Origin of the sequence: Actinoplanes sp. NPDC048988 (assembly GCF_043197815.1) — a bacterium.
GTDB lineage: Bacteria > Actinomycetota > Actinomycetes > Mycobacteriales > Micromonosporaceae > Actinoplanes.
In genome coordinates this window covers 243,133-269,955 of sequence record NZ_JBICTW010000008.1, presented here as the reverse complement: position 1 = coordinate 269,955, position 26,823 = coordinate 243,133, and the positions used below count along the sequence as shown (strand labels likewise).

General features: G+C 70.4%; 26 protein-coding genes. 10 read left to right on the top strand and 16 right to left on the bottom strand.

The genetic code is table 11. From position 1 onward, the window contains the following. Window positions 1-56: 56 nt before the first annotated feature. Both ACGFJ7_RS25865 and murD read right to left on the bottom strand, forming a co-directional pair. On the bottom strand, window positions 57-1,034 hold the full coding sequence (locus ACGFJ7_RS25865) for a MurR/RpiR family transcriptional regulator (protein WP_360259636.1): 978 nt from the start codon (window positions 1,032-1,034) through the stop codon (window positions 57-59). Window positions 1,035-1,871: 837 nt separating this feature from the next. Continuing rightward, on the bottom strand, window positions 1,872-3,221 hold the full coding sequence (gene murD / locus ACGFJ7_RS25860) for a UDP-N-acetylmuramoyl-L-alanine--D-glutamate ligase (protein ID WP_360259633.1): 1,350 nt from the start codon (window positions 3,219-3,221) through the stop codon (window positions 1,872-1,874). A 15-nt stretch (window positions 3,222-3,236) separates the two neighbouring features. Here murD and ACGFJ7_RS25855 point away from each other — a divergent pair, with 15 nt between their 5' ends. Both ACGFJ7_RS25855 and ACGFJ7_RS25850 read left to right on the top strand, forming a co-directional pair. Further along, window positions 3,237-4,592, top strand: a complete 1,356-nt coding sequence (locus ACGFJ7_RS25855) for a hypothetical protein (protein WP_392644204.1) — start codon at window positions 3,237-3,239, stop codon at window positions 4,590-4,592. Beyond that, entirely contained in the window at window positions 4,582-5,016 is a 435-nt protein-coding gene (locus ACGFJ7_RS25850; protein WP_392644202.1) for a signal peptidase I, read from the top strand. The genes ACGFJ7_RS25855 and ACGFJ7_RS25850 overlap by 11 nt, the downstream gene beginning before the upstream one ends. Before the next feature lie 956 nt (window positions 5,017-5,972). Here ACGFJ7_RS25850 and ACGFJ7_RS25845 read toward each other — a convergent pair. From ACGFJ7_RS25845 to ACGFJ7_RS25825, 5 genes are all read right to left on the bottom strand, one after another. Continuing rightward, a complete protein-coding gene (locus ACGFJ7_RS25845) occupies window positions 5,973-6,278 on the bottom strand; it encodes an AAA family ATPase (RefSeq protein ID WP_392644278.1) in 306 nt (101 codons plus the stop codon). Between the two features lie 29 nt (window positions 6,279-6,307). Beyond that, complete coding sequence (locus tag ACGFJ7_RS25840; RefSeq protein WP_392644200.1) at window positions 6,308-7,396, bottom strand: AAA family ATPase; 1,089 nt, start codon at window positions 7,394-7,396, stop codon at window positions 6,308-6,310. Between the two features lie 301 nt (window positions 7,397-7,697). Further along, on the bottom strand, window positions 7,698-8,903 hold the full coding sequence (locus ACGFJ7_RS25835) for a globin (protein ID WP_392644198.1): 1,206 nt from the start codon (window positions 8,901-8,903) through the stop codon (window positions 7,698-7,700). A gap of 1,715 nt (window positions 8,904-10,618) precedes the next feature. Continuing rightward, complete coding sequence (locus tag ACGFJ7_RS25830) at window positions 10,619-11,767, bottom strand: aminotransferase class I/II-fold pyridoxal phosphate-dependent enzyme (protein ID WP_360259625.1); 1,149 nt, start codon at window positions 11,765-11,767, stop codon at window positions 10,619-10,621. Between the two features lie 4 nt (window positions 11,768-11,771). Further along, on the bottom strand, window positions 11,772-12,314 hold the full coding sequence (locus tag ACGFJ7_RS25825; protein ID WP_392644196.1) for a GNAT family N-acetyltransferase: 543 nt from the start codon (window positions 12,312-12,314) through the stop codon (window positions 11,772-11,774). A gap of 130 nt (window positions 12,315-12,444) precedes the next feature. Here ACGFJ7_RS25825 and ACGFJ7_RS25820 point away from each other — a divergent pair, with 130 nt between their 5' ends. From ACGFJ7_RS25820 to ACGFJ7_RS25810, 3 genes are read left to right on the top strand one after another with little or no spacing between them, the layout of a single operon-like run. Next, window positions 12,445-13,122, top strand: a complete 678-nt coding sequence (locus ACGFJ7_RS25820) for a hypothetical protein (RefSeq protein ID WP_392644194.1) — start codon at window positions 12,445-12,447, stop codon at window positions 13,120-13,122. Window positions 13,123-13,138: 16 nt separating this feature from the next. Then, window positions 13,139-13,726, top strand: a complete 588-nt coding sequence (locus ACGFJ7_RS25815) for a dihydrofolate reductase family protein (protein WP_360259617.1) — start codon at window positions 13,139-13,141, stop codon at window positions 13,724-13,726. A 5-nt stretch (window positions 13,727-13,731) separates the two neighbouring features. Beyond that, window positions 13,732-14,562, top strand: coding sequence for an RNA methyltransferase (locus ACGFJ7_RS25810; protein ID WP_360259615.1), 831 nt, complete (start codon window positions 13,732-13,734; stop codon window positions 14,560-14,562). A 17-nt stretch (window positions 14,563-14,579) separates the two neighbouring features. Here ACGFJ7_RS25810 and ACGFJ7_RS25805 read toward each other — a convergent pair whose 3' ends face one another. From ACGFJ7_RS25805 to ACGFJ7_RS25795, 3 genes are all read right to left on the bottom strand, one after another. Next, window positions 14,580-14,786 carry a hypothetical protein gene (locus ACGFJ7_RS25805; RefSeq protein ID WP_360259612.1) on the bottom strand — a complete coding sequence of 69 codons (207 nt, stop codon included), beginning with the start codon at window positions 14,784-14,786 and terminating at the stop codon, window positions 14,580-14,582. Between the two features lie 110 nt (window positions 14,787-14,896). Continuing rightward, a complete protein-coding gene (locus ACGFJ7_RS25800) occupies window positions 14,897-16,027 on the bottom strand; it encodes an SPFH domain-containing protein (RefSeq protein WP_360259610.1) in 1,131 nt (376 codons plus the stop codon). A 9-nt stretch (window positions 16,028-16,036) separates the two neighbouring features. Next, window positions 16,037-16,486, bottom strand: a complete 450-nt coding sequence (locus tag ACGFJ7_RS25795) for an NfeD family protein (RefSeq protein WP_360259608.1) — start codon at window positions 16,484-16,486, stop codon at window positions 16,037-16,039. A gap of 132 nt (window positions 16,487-16,618) precedes the next feature. On the opposite strand from ACGFJ7_RS25795, the gene ACGFJ7_RS25790 reads away from it, so the two are divergent. After that, window positions 16,619-17,938 (top strand): serine hydrolase domain-containing protein, encoded by a 1,320-nt coding sequence (locus tag ACGFJ7_RS25790; RefSeq protein WP_392644191.1) that lies wholly within the window; start codon window positions 16,619-16,621, stop codon window positions 17,936-17,938. A 12-nt stretch (window positions 17,939-17,950) separates the two neighbouring features. On the opposite strand, the gene ACGFJ7_RS25785 is transcribed toward ACGFJ7_RS25790, so the two are convergent. Beyond that, window positions 17,951-18,559, bottom strand: a complete 609-nt coding sequence (locus tag ACGFJ7_RS25785; RefSeq protein ID WP_360259603.1) for a flavodoxin family protein — start codon at window positions 18,557-18,559, stop codon at window positions 17,951-17,953. 92 nt (window positions 18,560-18,651) lie between these two features. Here ACGFJ7_RS25785 and ACGFJ7_RS25780 point away from each other — a divergent pair, with 92 nt between their 5' ends. Next, on the top strand, window positions 18,652-19,071 hold the full coding sequence (locus ACGFJ7_RS25780; RefSeq protein WP_360259601.1) for a helix-turn-helix domain-containing protein: 420 nt from the start codon (window positions 18,652-18,654) through the stop codon (window positions 19,069-19,071). Between the two features lie 80 nt (window positions 19,072-19,151). Here ACGFJ7_RS25780 and ACGFJ7_RS25775 read toward each other — a convergent pair whose 3' ends face one another. Together ACGFJ7_RS25775 and ACGFJ7_RS25770 are read right to left on the bottom strand one after the other, a co-directional pair. After that, window positions 19,152-19,877, bottom strand: coding sequence for an SDR family oxidoreductase (locus tag ACGFJ7_RS25775; protein WP_392644189.1), 726 nt, complete (start codon window positions 19,875-19,877; stop codon window positions 19,152-19,154). Window positions 19,878-20,447: 570 nt separating this feature from the next. Next, on the bottom strand, window positions 20,448-21,569 hold the full coding sequence (locus ACGFJ7_RS25770) for a DMT family transporter (protein ID WP_392644187.1): 1,122 nt from the start codon (window positions 21,567-21,569) through the stop codon (window positions 20,448-20,450). 57 nt (window positions 21,570-21,626) lie between these two features. Between ACGFJ7_RS25770 and ACGFJ7_RS25765 the strand changes: the two genes are divergently transcribed. Then, window positions 21,627-23,012 carry a PLP-dependent aminotransferase family protein gene (locus tag ACGFJ7_RS25765; protein ID WP_392644186.1) on the top strand — a complete coding sequence of 462 codons (1,386 nt, stop codon included), beginning with the start codon at window positions 21,627-21,629 and terminating at the stop codon, window positions 23,010-23,012. On the opposite strand, the gene ACGFJ7_RS25760 is transcribed toward ACGFJ7_RS25765, so the two are convergent. Then, window positions 22,999-23,799, bottom strand: coding sequence for a DUF3097 domain-containing protein (locus ACGFJ7_RS25760; protein WP_360259590.1), 801 nt, complete (start codon window positions 23,797-23,799; stop codon window positions 22,999-23,001). The genes ACGFJ7_RS25765 and ACGFJ7_RS25760 overlap by 14 nt on opposite strands. A gap of 89 nt (window positions 23,800-23,888) precedes the next feature. Between ACGFJ7_RS25760 and ACGFJ7_RS25755 the strand changes: the two genes are divergently transcribed. Beyond that, window positions 23,889-24,671, top strand: coding sequence for a hypothetical protein (locus ACGFJ7_RS25755; protein WP_360259588.1), 783 nt, complete (start codon window positions 23,889-23,891; stop codon window positions 24,669-24,671). Further along, entirely contained in the window at window positions 24,664-25,155 is a 492-nt protein-coding gene (locus ACGFJ7_RS25750; protein WP_392644183.1) for an NUDIX domain-containing protein, read from the top strand. The genes ACGFJ7_RS25755 and ACGFJ7_RS25750 overlap by 8 nt, the downstream gene beginning before the upstream one ends. A 51-nt stretch (window positions 25,156-25,206) precedes the next feature. Here the strand turns inward: ACGFJ7_RS25750 and ACGFJ7_RS25745 are convergent, their stop codons facing one another. Both ACGFJ7_RS25745 and ACGFJ7_RS25740 read right to left on the bottom strand, forming a co-directional pair. Next, entirely contained in the window at window positions 25,207-25,443 is a 237-nt protein-coding gene (locus ACGFJ7_RS25745) for a hypothetical protein (protein ID WP_360259583.1), read from the bottom strand. An 87-nt stretch (window positions 25,444-25,530) separates the two neighbouring features. Beyond that, the gene (locus tag ACGFJ7_RS25740) at window positions 25,531-26,757 is read right to left on the bottom strand and encodes an MFS transporter (RefSeq protein ID WP_360259580.1); all 1,227 of its coding nucleotides are present in this window, start codon (window positions 26,755-26,757) and stop codon (window positions 25,531-25,533) included. Window positions 26,758-26,823 lie beyond the last annotated feature (66 nt).

The window sequence follows — 26,823 nt, the reverse complement described above, 5'->3', positions numbered from 1 at the left end:
GGAGTTTTTTATGTGTCAGGTCTTTTCGCTGGTGCACCGCCGGTGACCGGCGGAGATCATGTGGGGCTGCCGTCCTTGGCTGCCTTGTGACCGTGTACGGCCTGGGCGGTGCGCTGGAAGGCGGCGTGCGAGCGTTCGTGGGTGCGCTGGGCCACGGCGACATACAGCAGGTCGAGGACGACCAGCTGGGGATGGCGGGCGCTGAGCGCGTCCGGCCGGAAGGTGGTCGCCTGGGTGGCGGTGAGCAGGACGATGTCGGCCAGCTCGGCCAGCGGCGAGCGCGGGAAGCTGGTCAACGCGATGGTGGTGGCGCCGCGGCTGCTCGCCTCGGCCAGCAGCTCGATCGTCTCGCCGGTCTGGCCGCTGTGCGAGATGCCGAGCGCGACGTCACCCGGGCGGGACAGGGCGGCGCTGGCCAGACCGTTGTGCACGTCGGTCCAGGCCCAGGCCGGCACCCCGATGCGGTGCAGGCTGAACTGCATCTCCTCGCCGACCAGGGCGCTGCCGCTGGCCCCGAAGATGTTGACCCGGGGGGCGGCGGCGATGGCGACGGCGGCCCGCTCCACCTCGGCGAGATCGAGCAGCGCGGCGGTGTCGTGCATGGCCTGCGTGTCGGCCGCCATGATCTGGCCGAGCACGCGCTCGAGCGGATCGCTGGGCTGGATCTCGCGCCCGATGTCGACGGTCCATCCGGCGGAGCGGGCCCGCCCGGTCTCGGCCGCGATCCCGAGCCGCAGATCGGCGTAGCCGTCGAAGCCGAGCGCACGGCAGAACCGCGTGACGGTCGCGGGTGAGGTGCCGCTGCGCTCGGCGAGCTCGACGATGGTGGCCCGCGAGGCCGCCGCCGGATCGGTCAGCACCTGCTCGGCGACGCGCCGCAGGGCCCCCGTGAACTCCGGCAGCAAAGACCGCACACGCACCAGCACCGACACCTGGTTCGCGGCGCTCTCGACCGTCGGGACGACCGGCTCGCCACGAACCAGGGAGTCGACGACCGCGGTCGACGCGGTGCCGTCCATCTCCGGCTCGCCCATTGGTCATCCCTTCAGGAAGGACTGTTTACTGTCGCGGTAAAAGTTCTTACTGAAGGCCCCTCCGTGTCAAGACCGTGGGCGAAGTTTTCAAACCGTTACCTGACCTGCGCCGATGAACGCGTGTTACGCGACCACCACTTGACAGTCATCGATCCGGAAATGTTCTTTACGACGTGACCGCCATCACGCGTCCGCTTTTGATGCGATTTGTCCTCGGGCGTTTTACTGACGCTGTGTGCCCGTTCGAACTAGAGCCGGTGGCCCGTTCGTACTAGATCTTGGCGTCCTTGAAACGCGGTTTTTACCGCCGTAACAAACCTGAGCGGCACAAAGAGCCGAGGGTGGCGATCACGCCACCCTCGGTTCGCCTTCGTCAGCCTTCGTGCCGTCTCCCCGAGACCTCAGCTCCGTCTCCTTCAGGCCCCGGTTCGGCCCGGCCCCAGGACCAGTCCCGTCTCCCCCGCCCCGGTTCGACCCGGCCCGGGACCGGGTCCGTCTGCCTCGGGCCTCGGTTCCGTTGTCCTCAGATCTTGGCTACGTCGCCGCCTCAGGCCGGGACCGCCGCCGCCGACGCGCGCAGCTCGGCCTCACCACCGGCGTCGCCGTGGCGGATCAGGTCCCAACGACCGCCGGCGCCTCCGTCGCGGAAGACGCTGTCACGCACATCGCGCGGACACCGGACCGCAGCGCGACTCCGCGCAGCTCGCGGCGAATCGGTTCCGCCGCGCCGCTGCTCAAGAGGATCGAGCACAAGTTGCTCCGCAGCGCGGCATCGAACACGCCACGCGTAGGCGGTGCCAGGCCTCCACTCGCGGGCGCCGGCGGAGGGGGAATCTGTCAGGCGGAGTCGCGGATCGCCTCGAGGAAGACCTCGGAGCGGTGTTCGAAGTTGCGGAACTGGCCGTAGCTGGGCGCGCCGGGCGACAGCAGGACGGCGCCTCCGCTCGGGGTGGTCTCGCGGGCCAGCCGTACCGCCGCGTGAAGGTCGTCGGCCTGGTGGGTCACGATGCCGTCGAGGCCGGCCAGCTCGGCCAGGATGCGCGGGCCGCTGTCCGGCATGCCGATCACCGTCAGTTGCTTGTCGCGCAGGAACTCGCGCAGCGGTGAGTAGTCGAGGCCACGGTCGTTGCCGCCGACGAGCACGGTCAGTGGCCGGCCGGTGTAGGCGTCGATGGCGTGCATGGTCGCGTACGGGCTGGTCGACAGCGTGTCGTCGACGAAGGTGACGCCGGACGGGTCCTCGATCTCGGCCAGCCGGTGCGGCAGGCCCTCGAAGGCAGCCACGGCCTCGGCCAGCACGTCCTTCCGACCGGGGACGTCGATGCCGAGACCGTCGAGCACGGCGAGCGCCACGCAGAGGTTACGGCCGTTGTGGGCGCCTTTCAGCTTCAGGGCAGCGCGCGGGAACAGCGGCTCGTCCGAGCAGAAGACGGTGTCGTCCTCGATCCGGAAGCGGGAGTCGTCGGCCGCGGCCGGCACCGGCGGGAAGCCGTTGACGTCGGTGACGCCGCGGATCTCGGCCCGCAGCCGGTCGTCGGCCCCGTTCACGACGATCAGGTCGGGGTCGTGCCGCAGGATGTTGAGCTTGTCGCGGTAGTACTCGCGCTCGCCGCCGTGCGCGTCCAGGTGCTCGGGGAACAGCGAGGTCACCACGGCCACGCGCGGCGAGTCGGTGAGGTCGGCGCACTGGTAGCTGGACAGCTCCAGCACGTACTGCTCCGCCTCGGGAAGGTCCAGCAGGGGTACGCCGATGTTGCCGCCGAAGACGTTGGGGCGGCCCACCGCGGCCAGCAGGTGGCTGATCAGGCTCGAGGTGGTGCTCTTGCCTTTACTGCCCGTGACACCGATCGTGCGCGAGGCGTGATCGGCCATCCAGAGCGCGCTACCGCCGGTAACCGTGACGCCGCGCTCGCGCAGCTGCGCCATCCACGGGTGCGTGTTCGGCACGCCGGGCGAGCGGACGACCACGTCGGCACTGACCAGGGCCGGGAACGCGTGGTCACCACCGGCCAGCGGGGCCAGGGCGGCGAGCGAGGCGTCCCATTCGACGGACAGGAAGTTGGCGCTGTCATCGACCGCCATCAGGCGCGACGGCCCGTGGGCGGCGATCGCGGTGACCGCGGCCCGTCCTTCCCGGCCGGTGCCCCACACCGCCACCGAGCGGCCTTTCAGGTCTGACAGGCGCACGTCGTTCCCTCCTCGATGAGTCGAACTAGTATTGCCCGTCGGTCCCAAGACAGGAGTTTCCGGGTGCAGTTCGACGTCATGCGCTTCCCCTCGTACGCCTTCGACCCGTCGACCGGCGTCGCGACGTTCGACTACGTGCTCGACGGCCCGGAGCCGCTGGAGTTCACCGAGACGATCACGCTGCCGGTCCCCTCGAGCAGCGACGAGAGCCGCGAGAGCGCGCTCTACCGCGTCCTCGATCTGCTGCACGTCGTGGCCGGGGTGAGCTACTTCAAGGTCGGCGCCCCGCGCCGGATCGTCGCCCCGAAGCCGCTGCCCGCCGAGGCCGCCTCCTTCTTCACGGCCATCTACACCAAGGGGATGGCCGAGTACGCGTACCGCAATCAGTTGCCCTGGGTCCTCGAAGCCGTCGTCGAGGTGCCGTCCGGCGCCACGACGGCCGCCCCGATCGACAACGCGGGCGACCGGCCGCTGTCCGCGGTCGGCGGCGGCAAGGACTCGATCGTCACCCTGGAGATCCTGCGCGCGGCCGGGCTCGACCCGGTGCCGTTCTCGGTGAACCCCAACCCGGTGATCAAGAAGGTGAACGCCGCCTCCGGCCTGGACGCGCTCGCCGCCCGCCGGCAGCTCGACCCGCGCCTGTTCGAGCTGAACAAGGCGGGCGCGCTCAACGGCCACATCCCGGTCACCGCGATCAACTCGCTGATCGCCATCGCCACCGCCGTCTGGCACGGGCTCGGGCCGGTGGTGATGTCGAACGAGCGGTCCGCCTCCGACCCCAACCTGATCTGGAACGGTCACGAGGTCAACCACCAGTGGTCGAAGGGCGTCGAGGCCGAGGGCCTGCTGCGGGCCGCCGTCACCGCGCACGTCGGCCTGACCGAGCCGTACTTCTCGCTGCTCCGCTCGCTCTCCGAACTGCACATCGCCCAGCTGTACGCGCGGCACGACCGCTACGACGACGTGGTGACCAGCTGCAACAAGGCGTTCAAGCTGCACGACCCGACGGCCCGCTGGTGCGGCGACTGCCCGAAGTGCCGGTTCGTCTTCCTGGCGATGGCCCCGGCCATGGAGCGGGACAGGCTGACCCGCATCTTCGGCAAGGACCTGTTCGCCGACGTCGAGCAGGTGCCCGGCTTCCTGGAACTGCTCGGCATCGACGCGCACAAGCCGTTCGAGTGCGTCGGCGAGGTCGAGGAGTCGCTGGTGGCGCTGGCCATGCTGACCGACGACGCGCCGGTGCTGGTGGCGCTGCGGGCGGCGGTGCCCGATTCGGCGTGGGCCGAGGCGTCCCGCGAGGACGTGCTGACGCCGGGCGGGCCCACGTTCGTACCGGCCGCGTACGCGAAGGTTTTGACCGATGCCCTCTGACGGCGTCTACGTCGGCAAGGCCGACCTCGACGCCCCCGAGGAGAAAGGCTGGCTGCTGGGCTACTTCCGGCCGCCGGGCGACCCGCGCCACAGCACCGACGTGGAGATCAAGTGGGGGCGCCACGTCAAGGGCGACCGCCGCGCCCAGTGGGTGACCGGCGAGGAGCGCGAGGCCCTGCTCCTGCTGATCAGCGGCCGTTTCCACGTCGAGCTGCCGGACCGGACGGTGGTGCTGACCGAGCCGGGCGACTACGTGGTCTGGGGTCGCGGTGTCGACCACTCGTGGGTGGCCGAACAGGAGTCGGTGGTGCTGACGGTCCGGTGGCCGTCGGTTCCGGGCTACTCGGTATCGCAGCACCCACCTCAGTTTTTGCCCTGCTCAGCGGCTGAAGCCAACGGAGATCCGATTGCCACGGATGCCTAGACTTCTGAAAGAAATTCAGCTATCCAATGAGGCGCGCCTCAGAAAGTCCGCACATCAACCGATTGCCTAGGCGGCGGGATTGCAGGGCCAGACCGAGGCGCCTCCATGCTGCAAGTCCATAACTCTCGACCCACTCTCGCCGCCCACCTACTCATATCTGCGAAAAATCTAGTATCACGTACATCCTCGCAGGCGGCCGCCGCCCTTAAAGAGGAGGCAAGCGATTCGGATTTTACTGACGCTCCGAATCTATTGTTTAACACGTAAGACAGGGCACTTACAAGATCGTGCCCCGAGTGCAGATCCGCACGCGACTCAAGCCAACCGAACGTCGCAGCCACCTCGGCAATTGCATGTTCTACATCTAGCTCAACTTTACTCTTGGCGGCCGCTATCCTGCACAGAAGCCTAAGGTCTGGATTGCCGCCATCAAGGTTGACAGCTTTCTCCACGGGGAAATCACGGACACCAATCCCCCACGAGTTCTTAATGGATGAGTACCGAAATCCGGCCAGCGCCGCCCCTGTCTTACGAGCCACATTGATTGGGTGCTTGGGATCCGACTCGGTCGTTTCTTGCAACTTTTCGCGGCTCGCAAAAGCGATAAGAATTCGGGTACGGACGTTACTGAGCCCAAGCAGTGTGGACTCCATGTCATACGAGTCCGTATAAAAAACGTTATCCCGCGATTCTTCCGCATGTAAGGTTCCCACCCAATCGCGATCGACCAGGGCGAGTACGTAACGCTCCCCCTGGTCCGCTGCGATCATGGCAGCCCCTATTGCCGCAGTTTTGGACCCTGCAGGCAGAGTCTCACTGTCGTCCCGATTCACATGAGCATCCAGGACAGCGCAGTCCGTTTCCCCCTCAACAATGAGAATCGTTCGAGTATCCACCGTGCGAAGGAAAACAATGTGAGCGAAGATGTCGTCAGGAGTTAGGAGAGAAATCATCGACTACTCGTCCGTCCCCGCAGTCTCGTCTACCGAACCTAGGGCCACCATCCTCGACCAATTCTTGTGTACGATCTGAGGAGAGTGAGTTGCCACGACGAAATATAGTCCATTGATGTCTGATATTTGAGTAATATCACTTAAAAAACGTTGCTGCCAGGCGACATGCAGCGAGAGCTCCGGTTCGTCGATGAGCACCAAGGACTTGGGGCCAACATTGAAAAGCAGGTCATATATCAAAACCAGCTCATGCTGCTCCCCGGACGAGAGCTGATCTGCGGAAAGTTCGAATCCGTCCTCGTCGGTCAGGAAAACGAATCCGCGGTTCCGATCGAATGTTAGTGTCTTGTACTGGAAGCGAGAGTTAACAATATTCCGCAGTACGCGAAGCGACTCAATAGCGGCTCGAAGGTCGCTAGCTTCTCTTCAGCGTCATCCAGATACGTTGCAAGCACAATCCTTTCCCAGTCATCGAGGTTTCGATCAGGAAGTGGAACATCCTCGGACATATCGAGTACGGAAATCTCTGCAAGCTGGTTCCGGGTTTCTCGTTGCGCTTCGTAACGAGCTCTAATCTGTTGCTCACTGGGCAGATCGCTATGCACCCCAAGTGACAGAACACGGCGGGGGAAAGTCCTATCGCGCCGTTGAGAAATTGTCGAGTTTCGAGCAAGGGCCGATCGAATGCGCCGCGTTAAATCCTCGGAGTAGTCCATGGCCCTCGAGCCAGATACGCGTTGTCGACGAACCACCCCCGGGCCTCGCTTTAATAGCTTCCGGCTCGCGAGAAGACGTTGAGTTTCGATGAGATGAACCTCTGTCGACCGGAAAAAGTTATTCATCGGCGGGGGCATCACTCCAGCAGGCGGGATTCGGACCGGCAACTGATCTGAATGCTCCTCAAAGAGTTCGTCATCGTCAAGAAGCTGACCACTCGGATCCCTCCAGCGGCCTGAGGGCGCGAGAGTGGCACCTACCAATCTTGCTAAATACTCGACCGTTTCGCGCGACGGGCGAGAAACTACTGGAGTCGTCGACCATTCATAAATCTCACCATCGATCTCACGCAGTCTAAACTCCACCCAACGGGTGGCAACAGCCAGTTCACCACCATCCCCTCGATCAAAAATAGACGTTGCGGAATGCGATCGCACATTGAGAAATTTCCCACTCTTGAAAAAGAAGGAGCATTCCCCAAATGGGGCATTGGCCAGGCGCCCGAATTGACGATTGAAGCAGGCGTTCACTATTTCCAGGATGGTTGTCTTTCCAACGCCGTTCGGACCATGCAGAATTACAAAATTCCACTCCGACGGAATTTCAATCTTGTGATCGAAGCGACCGAGCAAACCCTTAATTTCAAGTCGAATTATCCTATCATCGGAACTTTCAGAGATTTCTAGATCCAGGTCGTCAGTGATGGTCACCGCCAGATCCTATTTGGATTCTTACTATCACGCATCCCCCAGACGGATGGGGCGTCCTGGCTGGGGATAGCCCACCGGGCACTCGTAGCAACGCCGCGTCCGGGACGCAGTCCAATGGAGCCGGGCGCATGGCCAAGTGCAGGGCAAGCGATACGGCGGCAAGTCCTCGCTTCCAATTGCCGTTACGGTCGGCCCGTCGTCAGGTCCATGACTACCCATCTGATGCGGGACATACTGGGTACATAAGCCATGATTGGGCGTATTACGACGCTAGTTCTTAGCCCCGAAAGGGTCGAGCCAATCATTCTGGTGGATCGTAGTGAATTTGGACCTGGGGGACGCCGAGCTGGTGCAGGGCCACGGAGGTGGCGGCCACCATCAGCGGCGGCCCGGCCAGGAAGACCTCGTGGCCCGACCATTCGCCGTAGCCCGCCACCGCGTCGGTGACCAGGCCCGACGCGTACGGCCCGGGGTCGCCCTCGGCCACCACGGGCACGACGGTGGCCCGGCGCGCGGCCCGCGCGATCTCGGTGAGCTCCTCGATGTCATAGAGCTGCGAGAGATCCCGTACGCCCCAGAACAGCACCGCCGACCGCGCGTCGCCCGTCTCGGCCAGCCGCGTCAGCAGCGCCTTGAACGGCGCCACCCCGGTGTCCCCGGCGATCATCAGCAGGTGCCGCCGCGGATCGGCCGGCAGCGTCATCGTGCCCTCGGCCCGGCTCAGCCGCACCTGATCACCCACCCGGGTGCGGTGCACCAGGGTGCCGCTGACCCCCGACTCGGTCTTGGCCCGCACATGCAACTCGACCAGATCATCGCGGGCCGGCGCCCCCGCGAGCGAATAGGGCCGCCAGATCGCCGGCAACTCGGGCACCTGAATCCGCGCATACTGCCCGGCCTCGAAAGGCATGGGCAAAAACGGTCGCAGCCGTACGACGGCCAGGTCCGGCCGCCGCATCTGATGCTCGACCACTACCGCGTCCCAGACGGGCGGCTCATAGGCCGCCGAAGCTCCACCGTGCACAATCCATTCATAGGCGTGCTGCCACGTCGACCGCCAGGCCACCTCGAAGTCCAGCCGCCACTGCCCGGCCGACATGCCGGCCCGCATGGCCTCGGCCAGCGCCGCGCCGACGAGCTGGAGCTGTCCCGCCCGGACCCCGCAGGCGGCCAGCGCCGCCCCCAGCCGCCCGCACCCTTCGACGAGCACCGGCGGCCGGTCGAGGTTGTGCACGAGCCAGGTCACGGCCTTGGCCAGCTGCCCCACCTGGGTGGCCGCCCCACCCGGCAGGGTGGCGATCAGTCCCGGATGCGCCTGCATCAACGCGGCCCGCAGCCGCTCGGCCACCTCCAGCGGCCCACCGGCGAAGGTCAGACTGGTGCTGAGCAGCCGCTGCGTCTGCCGCAGAAGCGCGTCGTCGGCCGGATCCATGCCGTCGCCGGCGTTCACCCGGGTCACCAGGGGCGGCATCACATGCGGCAGATCCATCTCCGGCAGCCGCCGCATCGGGTGACCCGGCGGTGCGGACTGACCTTCGGCCGCCCATCGCGGCCGCGCGCCCCATCGAGCTCGCGCACCCGCGTTCGTGTCACCCCATCGGCCACTGTCCCCGGCGCCCAGGGCACCGCGCCCTTCCGGCCCGTCCCGCCCCACCGCCCCTTCCGAATCGGCCCCGCCTTTCGGCTGAACCTCTGCGCCGGGCCGCCGAACGGGAAGCCCGGCAAAACGATTCCGATGCGGCCGCCCCACCGCCTCGGTCCCGTTCTCCTCATCGAATCCCCCGGCATCGGACCCACCAGCCAGCGGCCGCCACACCACAGCACGCCCCGGCGCCGATTCGGCGACCTCTCCGCCCGTCTCCGAATCCCGTCCCATCCCAGCGAGACCGCCGGTCTCCACCTCTCGGCCCACCCCCGGCGTGCCAGCGAGACCGCCCAGCTCCAGATCCCGGCTCACCCCCGGCGTGCCGGCGAGACCGCCCGCCTTCGCACCCCGGCCCACCCCCGGCGTGCCAGCGAGACCGCCCGCCTCCGGACCCCGGCCCACCCCCGGCGTGCCAGCGAGACCGCCTGCCTCCGGACCCCGGCCCACTCGCGGCATGTCAGTGAGTCCGCCCAGCTCGGTGCCCCGGCTCACCCGCGGCGTGTCGGTGAGTCCGTAGATGACGGGCCGTCCTCCCCCGCCGCCCGGGTGATCTCCTCGACCGGTCGTCTCGGGCCGGTCGCCGTGCGGTCGCGACAAGCCGGGCCGGACCGGGCGCCTGTCCCAGAAACTTCGCCCGACGGGTGAGATATCGGCATTTTCCGCCGCTAGGTCGTCGAAGTACGGCGGCTCGCCGTCGCCCGCCATCGGCGAATGAACGACGCGGCCGCCGCCCGACGGCCCGATCGGCGGGGTGACAACGGGTTCCGCCGCGCCATGCTCTCCGGCCCCGTCGGAGGGCGCGCCGGCCCGGTCGCCTGAGAAGGGAGGGACGCCGGACCTATCGCCGGGCAGAGGTGGAACGCCAGACCTGTCGCCCGGGAGCGGGAGGTTGCCGGACCTGTCACCCGGGAGCGGCGGGACGCCGGACCTGTCACCCGGGAGCGGCGGGACGCCGGACCTGTCACCCGGGAGCGGCGGGACGCCGGATCTGTCGTCGGAGAAGGGCGGGACACCGGGCCTGTTCGGACCCGTCGAACCTGGAGTTCCGGCAGCCCAGCGAGGCCGCAACTGCTGACCGGAGCCGCCGCCCTCGCCCGCCGCATACGACGAGGCCGCGCCGCGAGGGGAAGCTGCGCCGTGGGGAGGAGCCGCACCGTAGGGAGGAGCCACGCCGGGGGAAGCCGCACCGTAGGGAGGAGCCGCGCCGGGGGAAGCCGCACCGTAGGGAGGAGCCACGCCGGGGGAAGCCGCGTCATGGGGAGACGCCGGGGGGAGGCCCAGGCGGGGTGGGGCCGGTGGTAGAGCGCTGTGACTCTCGCCCGGCGGCAGGGCGGGATGGTTGCCCTCCTCGCCCTCGCTGGTGAGCTCGTGCAGCGCGGCCGCGGCGTCGGCGATGCCGGCGGCGACCGCGTCGGGGGCGGCCTGGCGCAGGCGGATCGCTCGCAGCAGGGCCAGCAGGTGCTGGTCTCCGCCGGAGCCCGTACCCGATCCGGACGACACCGCTACACACCCCCGCTGGACGGCTCCCTGCCCTCCACCGTACTGCTACAAATCACCTCATTTCGCCGACTCTTCGGTCAGGGCATGGCGGCGGCCATCCGCTGGACCGCCTCGGTGAGGATGTCGGGGCTGGTGGCGAAATTGAGGCGTACGTGACCCGAGCCCGCCGCCCCGAATTTCGTGCCCGGTTCCAGGGCCACGCGAGCCTTGGCGAGGAAACGGTCGCGCGCGGCGGCGTCGCGGCCCAGGGACGAGGCGTCGATCCAGGCCAGGTACGTGGCCTCGGGCGGAGTCCAGCCCAGGGCGGGCAGATGGGCGCGCAGCAGGTCCCCGAGCTGGGTGCGGCGCCGGTCGAGCGTGGTCCGCAGCGCCGCCAGCCACGCGTCGCCCTCGGTGAAGGCGGCGATGGTGGCCAGCACCCCGAGGTGGCCGACTCGATCGTCGGGGTTCGGCGGGAAACGGGTCACCGCCTGGGCCATGCGGGAGTCGGCCGTGACGACAGCCGCGCACTTCAGGCCGGCCGTGTTGAACGCTTTGCTGGCCGAGATGACACTGACCGCCACCTCCCCGGCCCCGGGCACGGTGAGGATCGGGGTGAAGGTCGCGCCGGGCAGCACGAGCGGGGCGTGGATCTCGTCGCTGATCAGTGGCACCCGGTACAGGCGCGCGAGCCGGACCAACTCGGCCAGTTCGCCGGGGGTGTGCACGCGGCCGACCGGATTGTGCGGGTTGCAGAGCACGTACGCCGCCGGGTGAGTGGCGAACGCGGCCTCCAGCGCGGCCAGGTCGAGGCGGTAGCCGGACTCGTGGCGGGCCAGCGGCACCTCGAGGACGCGGGCGCCGACCTCGGGCACCCAGTCGAAGAACGGTGAGTACACCGGCGGGCTGATCACCACCGCGTCGCCCGGGCGGGTCAGCACGCGCATCAGCTCGACCACCCCGACGCCGACGTCGGTGACCGCCGTGACCTGGGCCGGGTCGATCTCCCAGCCCCACTGCCGGCCGGCGAAACCGGCCAGGGCCCGGCCCAGGTCCGGAGTGGACGACGCGTAGCCCAGGTCGCCGCGGCGCACCGCCTCGGTCAGCACCGCCGTCACCGGCGGGGCCAGGTCGTAGTCCATCTCGGCCACGAACAGGGGCAGGACGTCGTCGGGAAAGGTCCGCCATTTCTCGCTGCGCCGCCGCCGCAGCTCGGCCAGCGATGCGACCGGAAGCTCTTCGCTCATGCCCCTAGGGTGCCAGGGCCGGGTTCCGCAGGCGGTACACCACCGAGGCGCGCAACGGGCCGGGCGGCGCCGTCGGGTCGTCGAAGTCGTCGGCCGGGTCGTGGGTCATGCCGAGGCGGCGCATCACCGCGTGCGAGCGGACGTTGCCGGCGGCGGCGATGGCCAGGATCTCCGGCAGGCGGAGCTGGGTGAACCCGTACTCGAGAACCGCTCGTGCCGCTTCCGTCGCGTACCCCTTGCCCCAGGTCTTGCGGGCCAGGCGCCAGCCGGCCTCGGTGCCCTCGAACGGCACCTGGTCGTCGACCGGGTCGAGGCCGGCCATGCCGATCAGGCCGCCTTCGTCCGGCGCCTCGACGGCCCACCAGCCCCAGCCGCGTGCGTCCAGTTCGGCGCGGAAGTGATTCAGCGACCCCAGTGATTCGTCGCGGGTCAGCACCGTACCGAAGAATTCGCGGACCGCCGGGTCGGCGTTGAGGTCGGCCCAGGCGTCGAGGTCGTCGTCGCGCCACTGGCGCAGAAGCAGGCGTTCGGTGCGCAATTCAATCATCGGCGACAGCCTATCGGCGTTTTTTCCGCCGAACCGGGTGCGGGGACCTCCGCCATTTGCGAGGCTTCGGCCAGGATTCCCGACGGTTACCCCCGGGCCGTTCGGCTTGAGCCGACGCGAGGGCACACCCATGACCATCAGCCATCACCGCACGGCCAGCGGACGACCGTTGCGGGTCTCCCCGGCCTGGGTCGGTGCCGCGACCCCGCCCGCCGGCTCGGCCGGACACGACGATCATCTTCCGGTGCGGGAGGCGGTCTGGGTCTGGGGTGTACGGCGGTACGCGCGCCTGGCCCTGTGGGCGCTGCCGGCGGCGGCCCTGCTGTACGGCTGGACCACGCTCGGCATCGACACGCCACCCGGGCCCCTAGTCGTCGAGCTGGCCGCCAACTGGCTGGCCGCCATCGCCTTGATCGCCCTGGCCGGGCTGCTGGCCGGCGCCCGCACCCGGCGGACCGCGCTGACCGGGTTGCTGCTGGGGCTGGGCGGGCAGGTGCTGACCCTGCCGCTGGCCGCGCTGCCCAAAGGGACGGTGGCCGCCGGGGCGCCACTCACCGCCGATCAGCTGCGCCTGGTCGCGGTGACCGCGGCCGCGACGGCCGGCGTCGGGTGGCTGGTGATGGGCTGGGCGGTGTTCCGCTCGCGCCTGGTCAACCCGGCCGACGGCGTACTGCTCATGCTCGCCGCGGTCGCCCTCGGCGCCGGCGCCGAGGCCCGGCAGCCGTTGCCGACCGTGGGCGCCCTGCTGCTCCTCGCGGCCGGAACCGGCCTCGCCTGGACGGGTGGCCGGTTGATCCCGAAGACCTGAATGGCATGCTCGGTGCATGACAAAGGTGGTCGCCGACATCTCGGTTTCGCTGGACGGGTACGTCACCGGGCCTGATCCGGGCCCGGACAACGGGCTCGGCACCGGAGGCGACGCGCTGCACCGGTGGGTCTTCGAGGGTGACGCGATCGACCGTGCGGTGCTTCAGGAGGCGACCGACGCGACCGGCGCTGTCGTCATGGGGCGGGCCCTGTTCGACGTCGTCGACGGCCCGCACGGGTGGAACGACGAGGAGGGTTACGGCGCCGGGCTCAACACGGCGCCGCCGGTGCTGGTCGTCACTTCCAACCCGCCCGATTCGGTACGCCTCGGCGACCGGTTCAGCTTCGTCGTGGACGGTGTGCGTAGCGCGGTGGCGAAGGCGACCGCGCTGGCCGACGGCCGGGACGTGGTGGTCATGGGCGGCGGCGCGGTGATCCGCGGCGCGATCGAGGCCGGCGTCGTCGACGAGCTGCGGCTGCACCTGGCCCCCGTGCTGCTCGGGTCGGGCACCCCGCTGTTCCAGGGCGCGTCGCCCCGGCAGTTGCGCCAGATCCACGTGCGGGCCTCGGGTCACGCCACCCACCTGACGTACCGGGTGGACTGACTTCAGTGGTTTTCGAGATCACCGACCCGGACGACGAACGGCTGGGCGACTACCACGCGCTGACCGACCTGGAACTGCGGACGAAGTGGGAGCCGCCGAACGGGCTGTTCATCGCCGAGGGCGAGCTGGTGCTGCGGCGGGCGCTGCGGGCCGGATACCGGCCCCGGTCCTACCTGATCGACGCCAAGCGGACCGGCCAGATCGCCGACCTGCCGGACGACGCGCCGGTCTACGCGGCAGTGCCGTCGGTGCTGGAGAAGGTGACCGGCTTCCACGTGCACCGGGGTGTGCTGGCGTCGTTCCACCGCCGGCCGCTGCCGTCGGCCGCGGAGGTCGTCGAGGGCGCCCGCCGGGTGGCCGTGCTCGAGGACGTCAACAACCACACGAACATCGGCGCGGTCTTCCGCGGGGCGGCGGCGCTCGGCATCGACGCCGTGCTGCTCTCGCCGACATGCGCCGATCCGCTCTACCGGCGCAGCGTGCGGGTGAGCATGGGCGAGGTCTTCGCGGTGCCGTACGCGATCCTCGAGCCCTGGCCGTCGGGCCTGCAACAGCTGCGGGACGCCGGGTTCACCGTGCTGGCCCTCACCCCCGACCCTGACGCGGTGGCCTTGCAGCGGCTCACCGCATCTCAGCGGGAGCGCACCGCCCTGCTCCTCGGGGCGGAGGGTCCCGGCCTGTCGAAGAACGCGATGGCCGCCAGCGACGTACCGGTGAAGATCCCGATGCGCCGCAACGTGGACTCGTTGAACGTCGCCGCGGCCGCAGCTGTGGCGTTCTGGGAGCTGGGCCGCGACGACCCCATCCAACCACCCCACCGGCCGCCCTTGACCTGACTGAAGGCCCTCCTTGATCAACCGCTGCGGCGGTTGCCGTACTGCCGCGGGCTCTGCACCGCGCCGCGGCCGTGCGGGCCGCCGTGCGTGTGCTCGGTGTGATGCGAATGGCCCTTGGCCTTGCCCTTCGCCGCCCGGCGGGCGGCGCGGTTGAGGAACTCCTCGGGCTGCTCGGCTTCCGGCGTCTCGTCCGGGGTCTCGGAATTTGCGGTGGACTCAGACATCCGTGCCTCCTGAAGCATCCGTGGCCGCGCGAGGAACCGGGCGGCAGCATGATTATCCCCGCTCGGACGCGACACGGCCGACCCGTTCGGGCCGGCCGTGATCAAAAACGTCAGGCGCGCTCGCGTCGCCCCTCGAGGTCGGCCGCGCCGTTGTAGTCGGCGCCGCCGAGGGCGGCCGACGGCGGAATCGGCTCGGGAGCGGGCAGGGCGGCCGTCTTGTCGGGGTCGCCGCTGACCTGCGCCTCCGCCTCCCGTACGGCCTCGTTGATCTTGTTGGCCTCGGCCGCCGCGGCCTGCGCCGCGGCCACCGCCTCACGCTCGACGGCGGCCGCGTCGACCCCCGCCTTCGGGGCGTCGCCGGCCATGTTGGCCAGCCCGCCCAGCGCGCCGCCCAGACCGTCGAGGGCCTTGGTCAGCTCGGTCGGCACGATCCAGACCTTGTTGGCCGAGCCGTTGGCGATCTGCGGCAGGGCCTGAAGGTACTGGTAGGCCAGAACCTTCTGCGACGGGTTCGCCGTGTGGATCGCGTCGAAGACCGTACGGATGGCCTTGGCCTGGCCCTCGGCCTGCAGGATGCGGGCCTGCCGGTCACCGTCGGCGCGCAGCACCGCCGCCTGCTTCTCACCCTCGGCGGTGAGGATCTGCGACTGCTTGTGCCCCTCGGCGTTCAGGATCGCGGCGCGGCGGTCCCGCTCGGCGCGCATCTGCTTCTCCATCGAGTCGCGGATGCTCGGCGGCGGCTCGATCGCCTTGATCTCGACGCGGGTGACCTTGATGCCCCAGCGGCCGGTGGTCTCGTCCAGCACCGACGACAGGTGCCGGTTGATCTCCTCACGACTGGTCAGAGCACGCTCCAGGTCGAGCGAGCCGATGACGTTACGCAGCGTCGTGACGGTCAGCTGCTCTATCGCCTGGAGGAAGTTCGCGATCTCGTACGTGGCCCGGACCGGGTCGACCACCTTGAAGTAGAGCACCGTGTCGATCGAGACGACCAGGTTGTCCGAGGTGATCACCGGCTGCGGCGGGAAGGAGACGACCTGCTCGCGCATGTCCACCTTGCTGCGCACCGAGTCGACGAACGGCACCAGCAGGTTCAGACCCGGGGACAGGGTCCGCTTGTATTTGCCCAGGCGCTCCACCACGTCCATACGCTGCTGGGGGACGATGCGGACGGACCGGAGCAACGTGACGATGGCGAAGACCACGATCACGATGACGAGTACACCGATCACAGCTTCCATGGCGCCTCTCTATATGTTGGGCAGGTCGTCGCGCCACACGATGGCGGTGGCGCCCTTGACCTTGATGACCCGGACGCGTTCGCCGGGTAGGTACTTCTCGTTGCCGTCGAAGGACCGGGCCTGCCAGAGCTCCCCGTCCAGCTTGATCATCCCCCGGTCGGCGTCGACCTCCTCGAGCACCAGCCCGTGGCTGCCCTCGATCGCCTCCACCCCGAACGGCGTCTCGCCGGTCTCGGAGGCGGGCCGGGCGTGCCGCATGATGATCGGCCGGAGCGCGCCGACCGAGATGCCGGAGACGAGCGCGAACGTGATCACCTGAACCAGCAGCGGCGCGCCCAGGGCGGCCACGCCGGCCGCGGCGAGCGCGCCCGCCGCGAAGAAGATGATGAGGAACGTGGCCGTGAACGCCTCGGCGATCGCCAACGCGATGCCTAGCACGATCCAGAGAACCGCTTCCACACGTCGATCGTTGCACGCTCGCGCACGTACGGCGACTTCCCATACACCGAGCGCAGATTCGGTGCATCGGGGGCGACACTCAATCCGTAGTACACAGTTGTACCCATCAGTCGTTTATCGAGAGGGTCCTCCGTGTCGCCGCTTCCATCGCTGCTACCGCAGACCGGCCGGCGGGTCGATGAGATCGCCGCGCGGGCGCAGGCCGACGGGCGTACGCCGTCCTTCGCCCTGGCCATCGTGCGGGACCGGGCGGTGCTGCACCAGTCCTTCGCCGGGGAGCACCCCCGGCCGGACGCGAAAACGCAGTACCGTCTCGGCTCGATCACCAAGACCCTGACCGCGACCATGGTCATGCAGCTGCGCGACGAGGGCTTCTTCGCCCTCGACGACCTCCTCTACCGCCACCTGCCGGGCACCCCGATCGGCGGCGTGACCCTGCGCCAGCTGCTCGGCCACGTCTCCGGCCTGCAACGCGAGCCGGACGGCGCCTGGTGGGAACGCGCCCCCGGCGGTGACGTCGACAAACTGCTGGCCGAGCTCGGGTACGACAAGGTGGCCGGCCCGCCGTTCCGCCGCTTCCGCTACTCGAACCTGGCCTACGGCCTGCTAGGCGCGGTCCTGGAGAAGGTGACGGGCGAGAGCTGGGCGACGCTGGTCGGCAAGCGGGTGCTGGACCCGTTGGGCATGAAACGCACGACGTACGCTCCGGTGGAGCCCTTCGCCCGCGGCTATGTGGTGCACGCGCTGGGCGGCACGACGCACGAGGAGCCGCGCCTCGACTCGGGCGCGATGGCCCCGGCCGGCCAGCTCTGGTCGACGATCACCGACATGGCCAAGTGGGCGGCGTTCTGGACCGACCCCGCCCCGGCGGTGCTCTCCCGCGAAACGGTCGACGAGATGTGCGCGCCGGTGGTGATCAGTGACCTCGAGTCGTGGACCGCCGGCCACGGCCTCGGCCCCCAGCTGTTCCGGGTGGGCGAGCGCGTCTTCGTCGGCCACGGCGGCTCCATGCCCGGTTACAACGCCTTCCTCGCGGTGCACCGGCGCAGCCGGATCGGGGTCGTCGCTTTCGCCAACGCGTACGGCCTGAGGGGCACCGGCATCCGAGAGGTGAGCCTGGAAGCCCTGACCGCAGTGCTGGACGCCGAGCCGCCGGCCCCGCCCGCGCCGTGGCAGCCGCCGTCGCCCCCGACCGGCGAGGCGGCGTCGCTGGTGGGCCGATGGTGGTGGATGGGCCGCGAGTACGAGATCGTCGCCGACGGCGCCGCCCTGGAGATGACCGGACCGTTTCACTGGACCCGGTTCACCCGCGAGGCCCCCGACCGCTGGCGCGGCGTGGACGGCGAGAACGAGGGCGAGATCCTCGCCGTCCTGCGCACCCCGGACGGCGAGGTCGACCGCCTCGACATCGCCACCTTCGTCTTCAGTCGCGACCCGTCCCACCTCGCCTGATTCTTCGCGCTGTCAGGCCGCGGCGGCGAGCAGCGCTTTTCCGGCGGCGTTGATCGCGGACTGGTGGGCGACGCGCCGGCCCAGGTGCTCGGCGGTGGCGACGTCGGCCGCGTGGACGGTGTCGACGCCGCCGTCCTGCGGGGTCTGCGCGCCGGCGCCGAGCCAGAAGCCGAGCCGGTTGAGGTCGTGCTCGGCGGCCGTCGTGGCGTTCCACCCCGGAGCCAGGCCCAGGCCGATCCAGAGCATGTGATGCTGGGCGGCCAGGGCGGTCATGAAGTTGAGCGTGTTCAGCTTGTCGCCGCTCTTGGAGGCCGAGTTGGTGAAGCCGCTGGCGATCTTGTCAGCCCAGCGGTTGGCGAGGTAGCGGCCGCTGGTCGCCTCGGCGAAGGCGTGGAAGGCCGACGAGGCGCCACCCATGTAGGTGGGCGCCCCGAAGATGATCGCGTCGGCGTCGTCCAGTTGCCGCCACTGGTCCTCGGTGATGGCGTCCACGGCGATCAGGGCCACGTCGGCGCCCTGGTTCTCAGCGCCACGGCGAACAGCTTCGGCCAGTACGGCGGTGTGCCCGTACCCGGAGTGGTAAGCGACGGCGACGAGCGGACGGCGGATGGTCTCGGACATGAACTGCTCCTCGGTGTAGCTGGTTTACGCAAGAGTCTAAGTCTCTCTTGGTTACCAAGTCTTCCCGACAGGGCAGGTGTAAGTTGGATGCTGTGTCACAGCGCCACGCGGCCGTCGATGCCGTACAGATCGATCCGAACCGGGAGATGGACCTCCTCGACGCGGCGTGCCCGAGCCGCGACGTCTTCGTCGACCTGGCCGACAAGTGGGTTCTGCTGATGCTGATGAGCCTCCGCGAGCGCGGCGCCCAGCGCTATTCGGAGCTGCAGCGCTCGGTCGGCGGGATCAGCCGCAAGATGCTGGCGCAGACCTTGCGCACCATGGAGCGCGACGGCCTGGTCAGCCGCACAGTGCACGGCGAGGCCGCCCCGCCGCAGGTCATCTACGCCCTCACCCCGCTCGGCGCCGAGATCGCCGAGGAGACCAAGGTCCTCTGCTCATGGAGCGGCCGCCGGGCAGCCCAGGTACACGCCGCCCGCGACGCCTACGACCACCGCACCGAGCCGGCCTGACACACCCCAGCCCCGGCAACCGCCGAACCGGGGACGCTCCGACGAGGCCCAGCCTCTGGCAACCGCCGGGCCGCGGCGGGTCAGATGATGCCGCCGTTGGCTCGGACGGTCTGGCCGTTCACCCAGTGGCCGGCCGGGCCGGCCAGGAAGGCGACAACCTGGGCGATGTCCTCGGGCTGGCCCAGGCGCTCCAGCGGGGGCTGCTTGGCCAGGTTGTCGATGACGGACTGGTCCTTGCCGTTCAGGAACAGATCGGTGGCGGTGGGGCCGGGGGCCACCGCGTTCACCGTGATGTTGCGGCCCCGGAGCTCGCGGGCCAGGACCAGAATCATGGCTTCCACGGCGCCCTTGCTGGCGGCGTAGCCCGCGTACGACGGGAACTGCAGGCCGACCACGGACGTGGAGATCATGATGATGGCGCCGCCGTCGCGCAGGCGGCGGGCGGCCTCGCGGGCGACCACGAAGCTGCCCCGAATGTTGGTGCGGTGCATGCGGTCGAGGTCGTCGAGGTTCAGGTCGACCAGCGGGGACAGCACCATCGACCCGGCCGAGTTGACCACGACATCGACCCCGTCGAACTCCTTCTCGGCCAGATCGAACATGCCGGCCACGGCCTGCTCGTCGGCGACATCGGCCTGAGCGGCCACGGCACGCCCGCCGGCCTGCGTGACCAGCGAGACGGTCTCTTCAGCGGCACCCGCCGAGCCGGCGTAACCGACGACCACGTCGTGGCGGGCGGCGCCGAGGGCGATGGCGACGGCGCGGCCGATCCCGCGCGAGGCACCGGTGACAACAGCTACGGCCATGAGTCTCACCTCAAATGATCATGTCGATACGCCTTCTGCGTATCGCCGATACGGCAACCATAGCACGCCACCGGAGCGACGATACGAACAATACGTATCACTGATTCGCTCGACCGGCGGCAGACCGAAGACATAGCGAGAAGTCAGCCGACAGCGGCCGCGGGCGGCGAGCGGGCGGCAGACGGCAGGCGCGGAGAGAAAGCGGCGGGCCCGGCGGGCGCAGAGGGCGCGGCATGGCTGCGGGCGCGGAGGCCGAGGCTGCGGGCGCGGCGCGCGCGGCGGGCGCGGCGCGCGCGGCGGGCGCGGCGGCGGAGGAGGCAGGCGCAGAGGGCGAGGCGGCGGGCGTGGCAGGCGCAGAGGGCGAGGCGGCGGGCGTGGCAGGCGCAGAGGGCGAGGCGGCGGGCGTGGCAGGCGCAGAGGGCGAGGCGGCGGGCATGGCTGCGGGCGCGGAGGGAGAGACGGCGGGCATGGCTGCGGGCGCGGAGGGAGAGACGGCGGGCGGGAAAGGCGCCGAAGGCGCGACGGGCGGAGAGGGCCGAGGCGGCGAGCATGGCGGCGGGGTGCAGACGGCTAAAGGGCGGTGGGCTCAGCGGCGGATCCCGGATTCGGGGACGGCGCGGCGATCGTGGGCAGGGCGGTAGGCGTCAGAGGCGCGGGCGGGGGCGTGGCGGAAGGCGTTGGAGGCGCGGGCGGGAGCGTGGCGGAAGGCGTCAGAGGCGCGGCGGCAACCGCGGGCGGGGACGCGGCGGCCAGCGCCAGCGGCACGGTCGGCGGGGAAAGCGAGGGCATGACTTCAGGTCCGGGGAGCGGGGACGAGGCGGCCGCCGGGAGGTGTCGGCGCGGGGCCATGCCCACGGCGAGTCCGAGCGCCACCAAAGCGATCCCCGCCCACACCAGCGGGCTCGGCATCGGGCCGCCCAGGGCCACGCCCGCCGCCGCGGCGGCGATGGGGGCGATGCCGGTGAGCAAGCCCGCGCGGGCCGAGCCGAGCCGGGACACGCACGTGTACCAGAGGACGAACGCCAAGGCCGTCACCGCGACCGCGAGGTAGATCCCGGCGAACACGTGCGCGGCGCGCAGGTGGGGTGACGGGCCCTCCAGGAACAGGGCCGCGAGCCCGAACACCCCGGCCGCCATCCACGTGGAGTGGACCGATACGCCCAGCGGGCCGTGCCTGTTCAGCAGGGGCACGGCCAGCAGCGTGAAGCCGGCCTCGCAGACGAACGTGACCAGCGCCCACACCAGCCCCATCCCGTCGGCCCGGCCGAGGCCCTGCACCAGGACCGCGCCCGCGGTGACCACCGCGGCCGCCAGCAGCAGGCGCGGGGCCGGGGTGTGGCCCTCCAGCAGCGGACCGCCGACCGCGAGCAGCAGCGGCACGCAGGCCACCGCCACCCCGAGGACCGCCGGCTCGGCGTGCCGGGCGCCGTGCACGAGGGCCAGGTTGAACACGAACATGCCGGTGAGCACGACCCCGCCGAGCCACAGCCACTCGGCGCGGCGCGGGCGCACCAGCCGGCGGCCGATGACGCGGGCGTAGAGCACCAGCAGCAGGCAGGCCACCGCGTACCGCAAGGCCTGCACGGTCAGGGCGGGCGCGTCGCCGAGCACGCCGGAGACGGCGACGCTGCCGCCGACGAAGACCATTCCGAGGGCGCCCGAAAGGGCGGGCAAAGATGTCACGTCCCTCATGCTCGTCGGCGGTATGGTCCGATTGAAGGACCAATCGCGGACCGCCCGGGAGGACCAATGTCCGACTTCCTCCAGCTCCGGCCGGCCGAGGCGCCGCCCAAGGGCCTCACCGCCTGGCTGGCCGGCGCGCTGCGGGCCGCGATCACCACCGGCCGTCTCACCCGCGGCGCGAAGCTGCCCGCCACCCGGCAGCTCGCCACCGAACTCGCCGTCTCCCGCGGGGTCGTCGTCGACGCGTACCAACGGCTCGTCGACGAAGGGCTGGCCACCGCGCGCACCGGCGCCGGCACGGTGGTCACGGCCGCGCCGGCGGCCTCGGCCCGGACCACCGACCGCCGCCGCGATCTGGCCGCGATCCGGCTGCCGCTGCCGCCGCCCGAGGGGATCGACATCGACCTCTCCCCCGGCGTTCCCGACCTCGCCGCTTTCCCGCGCGCGGCCTGGCTGCGGGCCGAGCGGGCGGTCCTCGACGAGATCACCGCGGCCGACCTCGGCTACGGCGATCCGGGCGGCGCGCCCCGGCTGCGCACGGAGCTGGCGTCGTGGCTGGCCCGGATCCGCGGGGTGCGCTGCGAACCGGACGACGTCATAGTGGTCGGCGGCGTCGCCCAGGCCCTAGCCCTGCTGGCGCAGACGTTGCACGCGCGGAACCGGACCGCTGTCGCGGTCGAGGACCCGGGGTCACGCGGGGCGCGGGACCAGCTCGCGCATTGGGGTGTACGCCCGGAGGCGGTGCCCGTCGACGAGCAGGGGCTCCAGGTCGGCGCGCTGACGCAGGACGCGGTCCTGCTGACCCCGGCCCACCAGTTCCCGACCGGGGTGGTGCTGAGCCCGGCCCGGCGGCGGGCGCTGCTGACCTGGCCCGGGCTGATCATCGAGGACGACTACGACGCCGAGCACCGCTACGACCGGGCGCCCGTGGCCGCCCTGCAAGGATCGGCGCCCGATCACGTCGCGTACTGCGGAAGCGTCTCCAAATCGCTCGCGCCCGGGATGCGCCTCGGCTGGCTGGTGGCGCCCCGGCCGATGCAGGCCGAACTGCTCGCGGCCAAGCACGACAGCGACCTCGGCAACCCGGCCCTGCCGCAGCTGGTGCTGGCCCGGCTGCTCGCGTCCGGTGACTACGAACGGCACCTGCGGACCGTCCGGTCCCGGCAGCGGCGGCGGCGTGACGCCCTGCTCGCCGGGCTGCGGCAGCACCTGCCGGGCGGCCGGGTCACCGGCGTCGCGGCCGGGCTCCACTTGCTGATCATGACCGATGGGGACACGCCGGACACGGTGCTCGCCGAGCGCGCGGCCGCCCGTACCGGCGTACTCACGCACCCCCTGTCGTGGCACCGCCTGACACCCGGACCGCCGGGTTTGATCCTGGGTTACGCCGCGCAGCCGCCGGACCGCCTGGCCGAGGCCGCGCGGCGCCTCGCGACGGTCATGGGACCGTGACGAAGTCGATCAGCCGCTCCATCGAGTTGATCAGCGGGGTCTCGACGTCCTTGTAGCTGCTCACCGAGCGCAGGATCCGCCGCCACATGTCGGCCGGCTCGCGCACGCCGACGGCCTGGCAGATGCCCTCCTTCCAGGGCCGGCCGGGCGGGATCACCGGCCACTTCGACAGGCCCACCCGCTCCGGCTTGACCGCCTGCCAGATGTCGACGTACGGGTGGCCGGTGACCAGCACGTTCGGATCGGTGACCGAGGACACGATCCGGCTCTCCTTCGAGCCGGCCACCAGGTGGTCGACCAGCACGCCCAGCCGCCGCCGCGAGCTCGGCTGGAACTCCCGCACCGCCGCGGCCAGGTCGTCGATGCCGTCCAGCGGCTCCACCACGATGCCCTCGATACGCAGGTCGTCGCCCCAGATCCGCTCGACCAGGGCCGCGTCGTGGATGCCCTCGACCCAGATGCGGCTCGCCTTCGCCACCTGCGCGCGCACGTTGTCGACGGCGATCGAGCCGGACGCGGTGACCCGCCGCTGGGCCTGCGCCGGCGCCGCGGCCGGCTTGCGCAGCGTCACCGTCTTGCCGTCGAGCAGGAACGCGGCCGGCGCCAGCGGGAAGTTGCGCCGCTTGCCGAACCGGTCCTCGAGCACCACCGCGCCCAACTCGAAGCCGATCACCGCACCGCAGAAGCCCGACTCCGCGTCCTCGACCACCAGGTCCCGCTCGGCGTCCACCTCGGGCACGGTCCGGCGCTTACGCCAGTCGCCCTTGAGCACGTCCTCCCCATACATGCCAGGCACCGTAACCCGTGGGCTCGGACACGCCACTTATGACTCTCCGGCCGAGACAAGCTTCCCGGTGGGCACGTACCCTTGCTCGCATGTCCCCCGCAGCTGATGCGGCCACCCGCACCACGCGGCGCTCCACCCGGTTCGTGTCCTGGGTTCGCGCCTGGCGTGCCGGGCTCGTGCCGTTCGACGAGCTCGCCGACGAGATCGCCCACGACGAGGAACACCTGTTCGCCGACGCGCCCGGCACCTGGACCGACGTCCCGCTGCCGCAGGGCCTGCCGGCCTTCGCCAAGGTGCACCCCGACGACATCCGGCTGGTCCTGCCGGCGCCCGGCGACCCGCGCGGCCTGCCCGGCCCGGGCGAGCTGACCGGCGCCGCGATGCTGGCCGGCGAGGCCGTGATGACCCCGGACTTCGGCGTGGTGCCCGACGTGCGGCGGCACGTCTCCGGCTCCGGCGTCGAATTCGAGACGGTGGTCTGGCGCTACTTCCCGGTCGAGGGCTACCGCCCGGTCTTCCAGATGGGCGCGGCCGAGGCCGAGGGCGAGCTGACCCTCGCGCTGAGCGAGGCCACCGCGCAACTGACCAAGCTCGACGTGGCCCAGTGGAAACCCGAGCTGGCCGGCGCTCTGCAGGCGCTGCGCCGCCCGGAGAGCACGGCCACGCTGCCGCCGGGCTTCGACCCCCGCGCGCGGCGGCTGTTCGCCCGGGCCAGTGTGCTCGACCAGGTGCTGGCGCTGGCCGGGACCAGCGCGCCGGGCGGCGCGGTGAACGGCTTCGAGGCTCAGCAGCGCGACGCGGCGCTGCGCCCGTTGACGACCGCGTGCCGGCAGGCGCTGGTCGCCGCGTGCAACTCGCCGCTGCATGCCTGACCGGTTCCTGCATTGCACGTTCTGCGGGGCCCGTTTCGGCGCCGTACGGGAGTGGCCGCGCCGCTGCGGCGCCTGCGGTGAGACCACTTATCGCAACCCCACCCCGGTCGGGGTGGCGGTGCAGCCGGTCGGCGGCGGCCTGCTGACGGTCCGGCGCGCCATTCCCCCGGCCGCCGGCCAGCTGGCGCTGCCCGGCGGCTTCATCGACTTCGGCGAGGCGTGGCCCGAGGCCGTCGTCCGCGAACTCTTCGAGGAGACCGGGCTCAGAGCAGACCCTTCCGAGGTACGCCTGTACGACACCCGGAGCGCCCCGGACGGAACCCTGCTCGTCTTCGGGCTGTTGCCGGCGCTGGCCCACGTGTCCGACATGCCCCTGCCCGAGCCGAACGACGAGTCGCTGGGCTGGGAGATCCTGGCCGCGCCCCAGGAACTGGGCTTCAGCCTGCACACGGCGATTGCCGACCGCTGGTTCGCCTCGCGCTAGCCGCGCATTCACACCGCGGTAGCCGGTGTCATGGGGAACGATTCGGCCACGTCATCTCGCGACAGAGTAGGGCACCCCGACGGTAGCTAGACAACAGCAGGCGCGGATGACCGTCCGGTTCTGCTCCTTCGCCGCCGCCCGCCACGGCTCCTGCTTGCGCTGGTCCAGGAACCGGAAGAAGGCATCTCCGCGGATCAGGACGCTTGGCGACAGGCGCGAGGAAGCGATGGAGCTGATGGTCGACTTCCCGGCTCCGGGTGGCCCGGCGATGATGAGAAGGGCGGACATGTGGCCCTGTGTATCCGCGTCGCACGGTGATATCAAGGCGGTACCTCGGAGGCGGGCGCTGTGTCGGCGCGTCCCTGAACAGCACGATTACCGGGACGGCGTCAGGTCGAGCAGGGTGTCGTCGATGTGCGGCGGAGTCTTCACCCGCGCGGCGATCAGGGCGGCGACCACGCACGAGACCGCGCCGACCAGCAACGCCAGGCGGGGGCCGCCGAGGCCGCTGAGCCAGCCGGTGAGCACGCTGCCGATCGGCGTCGTGCCGATGTAGACGAAGACCCAGAGGGCCACGATCCGGCCGCGGTACTCGGGTGCGGTGTGCAGCTGGATCGTCGTCGAGGCGAGGGTGGTGAAGGCGAACCCGGCGGCGCCGGTGATCAGCAGGGTGACCGTCGCGGTGGCCACATTCGGCGCGGCGGCGGTGGCGCCGAGCCCGGCCGCGAAGGCCAGCGCGGTGACGATCAGGTACTGCCGCCGCGGGTGCTTGACCAGGCCCACGCCGAGGGAACCGGCGATCGAGCCGACGCTGAGCATGGTCGAGAGCAGGCCGTACGTGCCGCCCGAGCCGTGGAAGGTCTGCTTGGCCAGGACCGGCAGCACCACCGAGAAGTTGAAGGCCAGCAGGCCGACCAGGGCCATCATGGTCAGCGGCAGCCACACCTGCTGGCGGGTGCGGGCGTAGCGGACGGCGGCGGCCACGCCGGTCGCGTGCGTGGGCTTGTGCCGGGGGCCGCCGAGCGGGCGGATCAGCAGGAGAGCCCCGATCACGGCCAGGTACGAGATCGCGTTGACCAGGAAGCACGGGGTGACGCCGACCGCGACGATGAGCACGCCGGCCACGGCCGGGCCGACGACCCGGGCGCTGTTCATCACGACCCCGTTGAGGCTGACCGCGCTGGCCAGGTCGTCCGGGGGCACCAGCGACGACACGAAGGCCTGCCGGGCCGGCGAGTCCACGATGCCGACGATGCCGCCGGCGACGCCGATCGCGATGACCAGCGGCACCCCGGCGTGCCCGGTGGTGGCCGCGATCCAGATGGCCAGGGCCAGCGCCCCGTAGATCGCCTGCGTCACGATCAGGAGCCGCCGCAGGTCGAACCGGTCGGCGATGCTGCCACCCCACGGGCCCAGCAGCAGCGACGGCAACCCGCCCACAGCGAGCACCAGGCCCAGCGCCGAGGCGGAGCCGGTCAGCTGGAGCACGAGCCAGCCGATCGCCGTCTGTTGCAGGAAGGTGCCGCTCGCCGACGCGATCTGCCCGCCGAAGTACCAGCGGAACGGCACTGACCTCAGCGCCCGGAATCCGTTTTTCGCCACGGCGACGCCCTTGCCCGCTTGCGCGGGCAAGCATGGCGCTCCGTGATCAAGGACTCAGTCACCCGT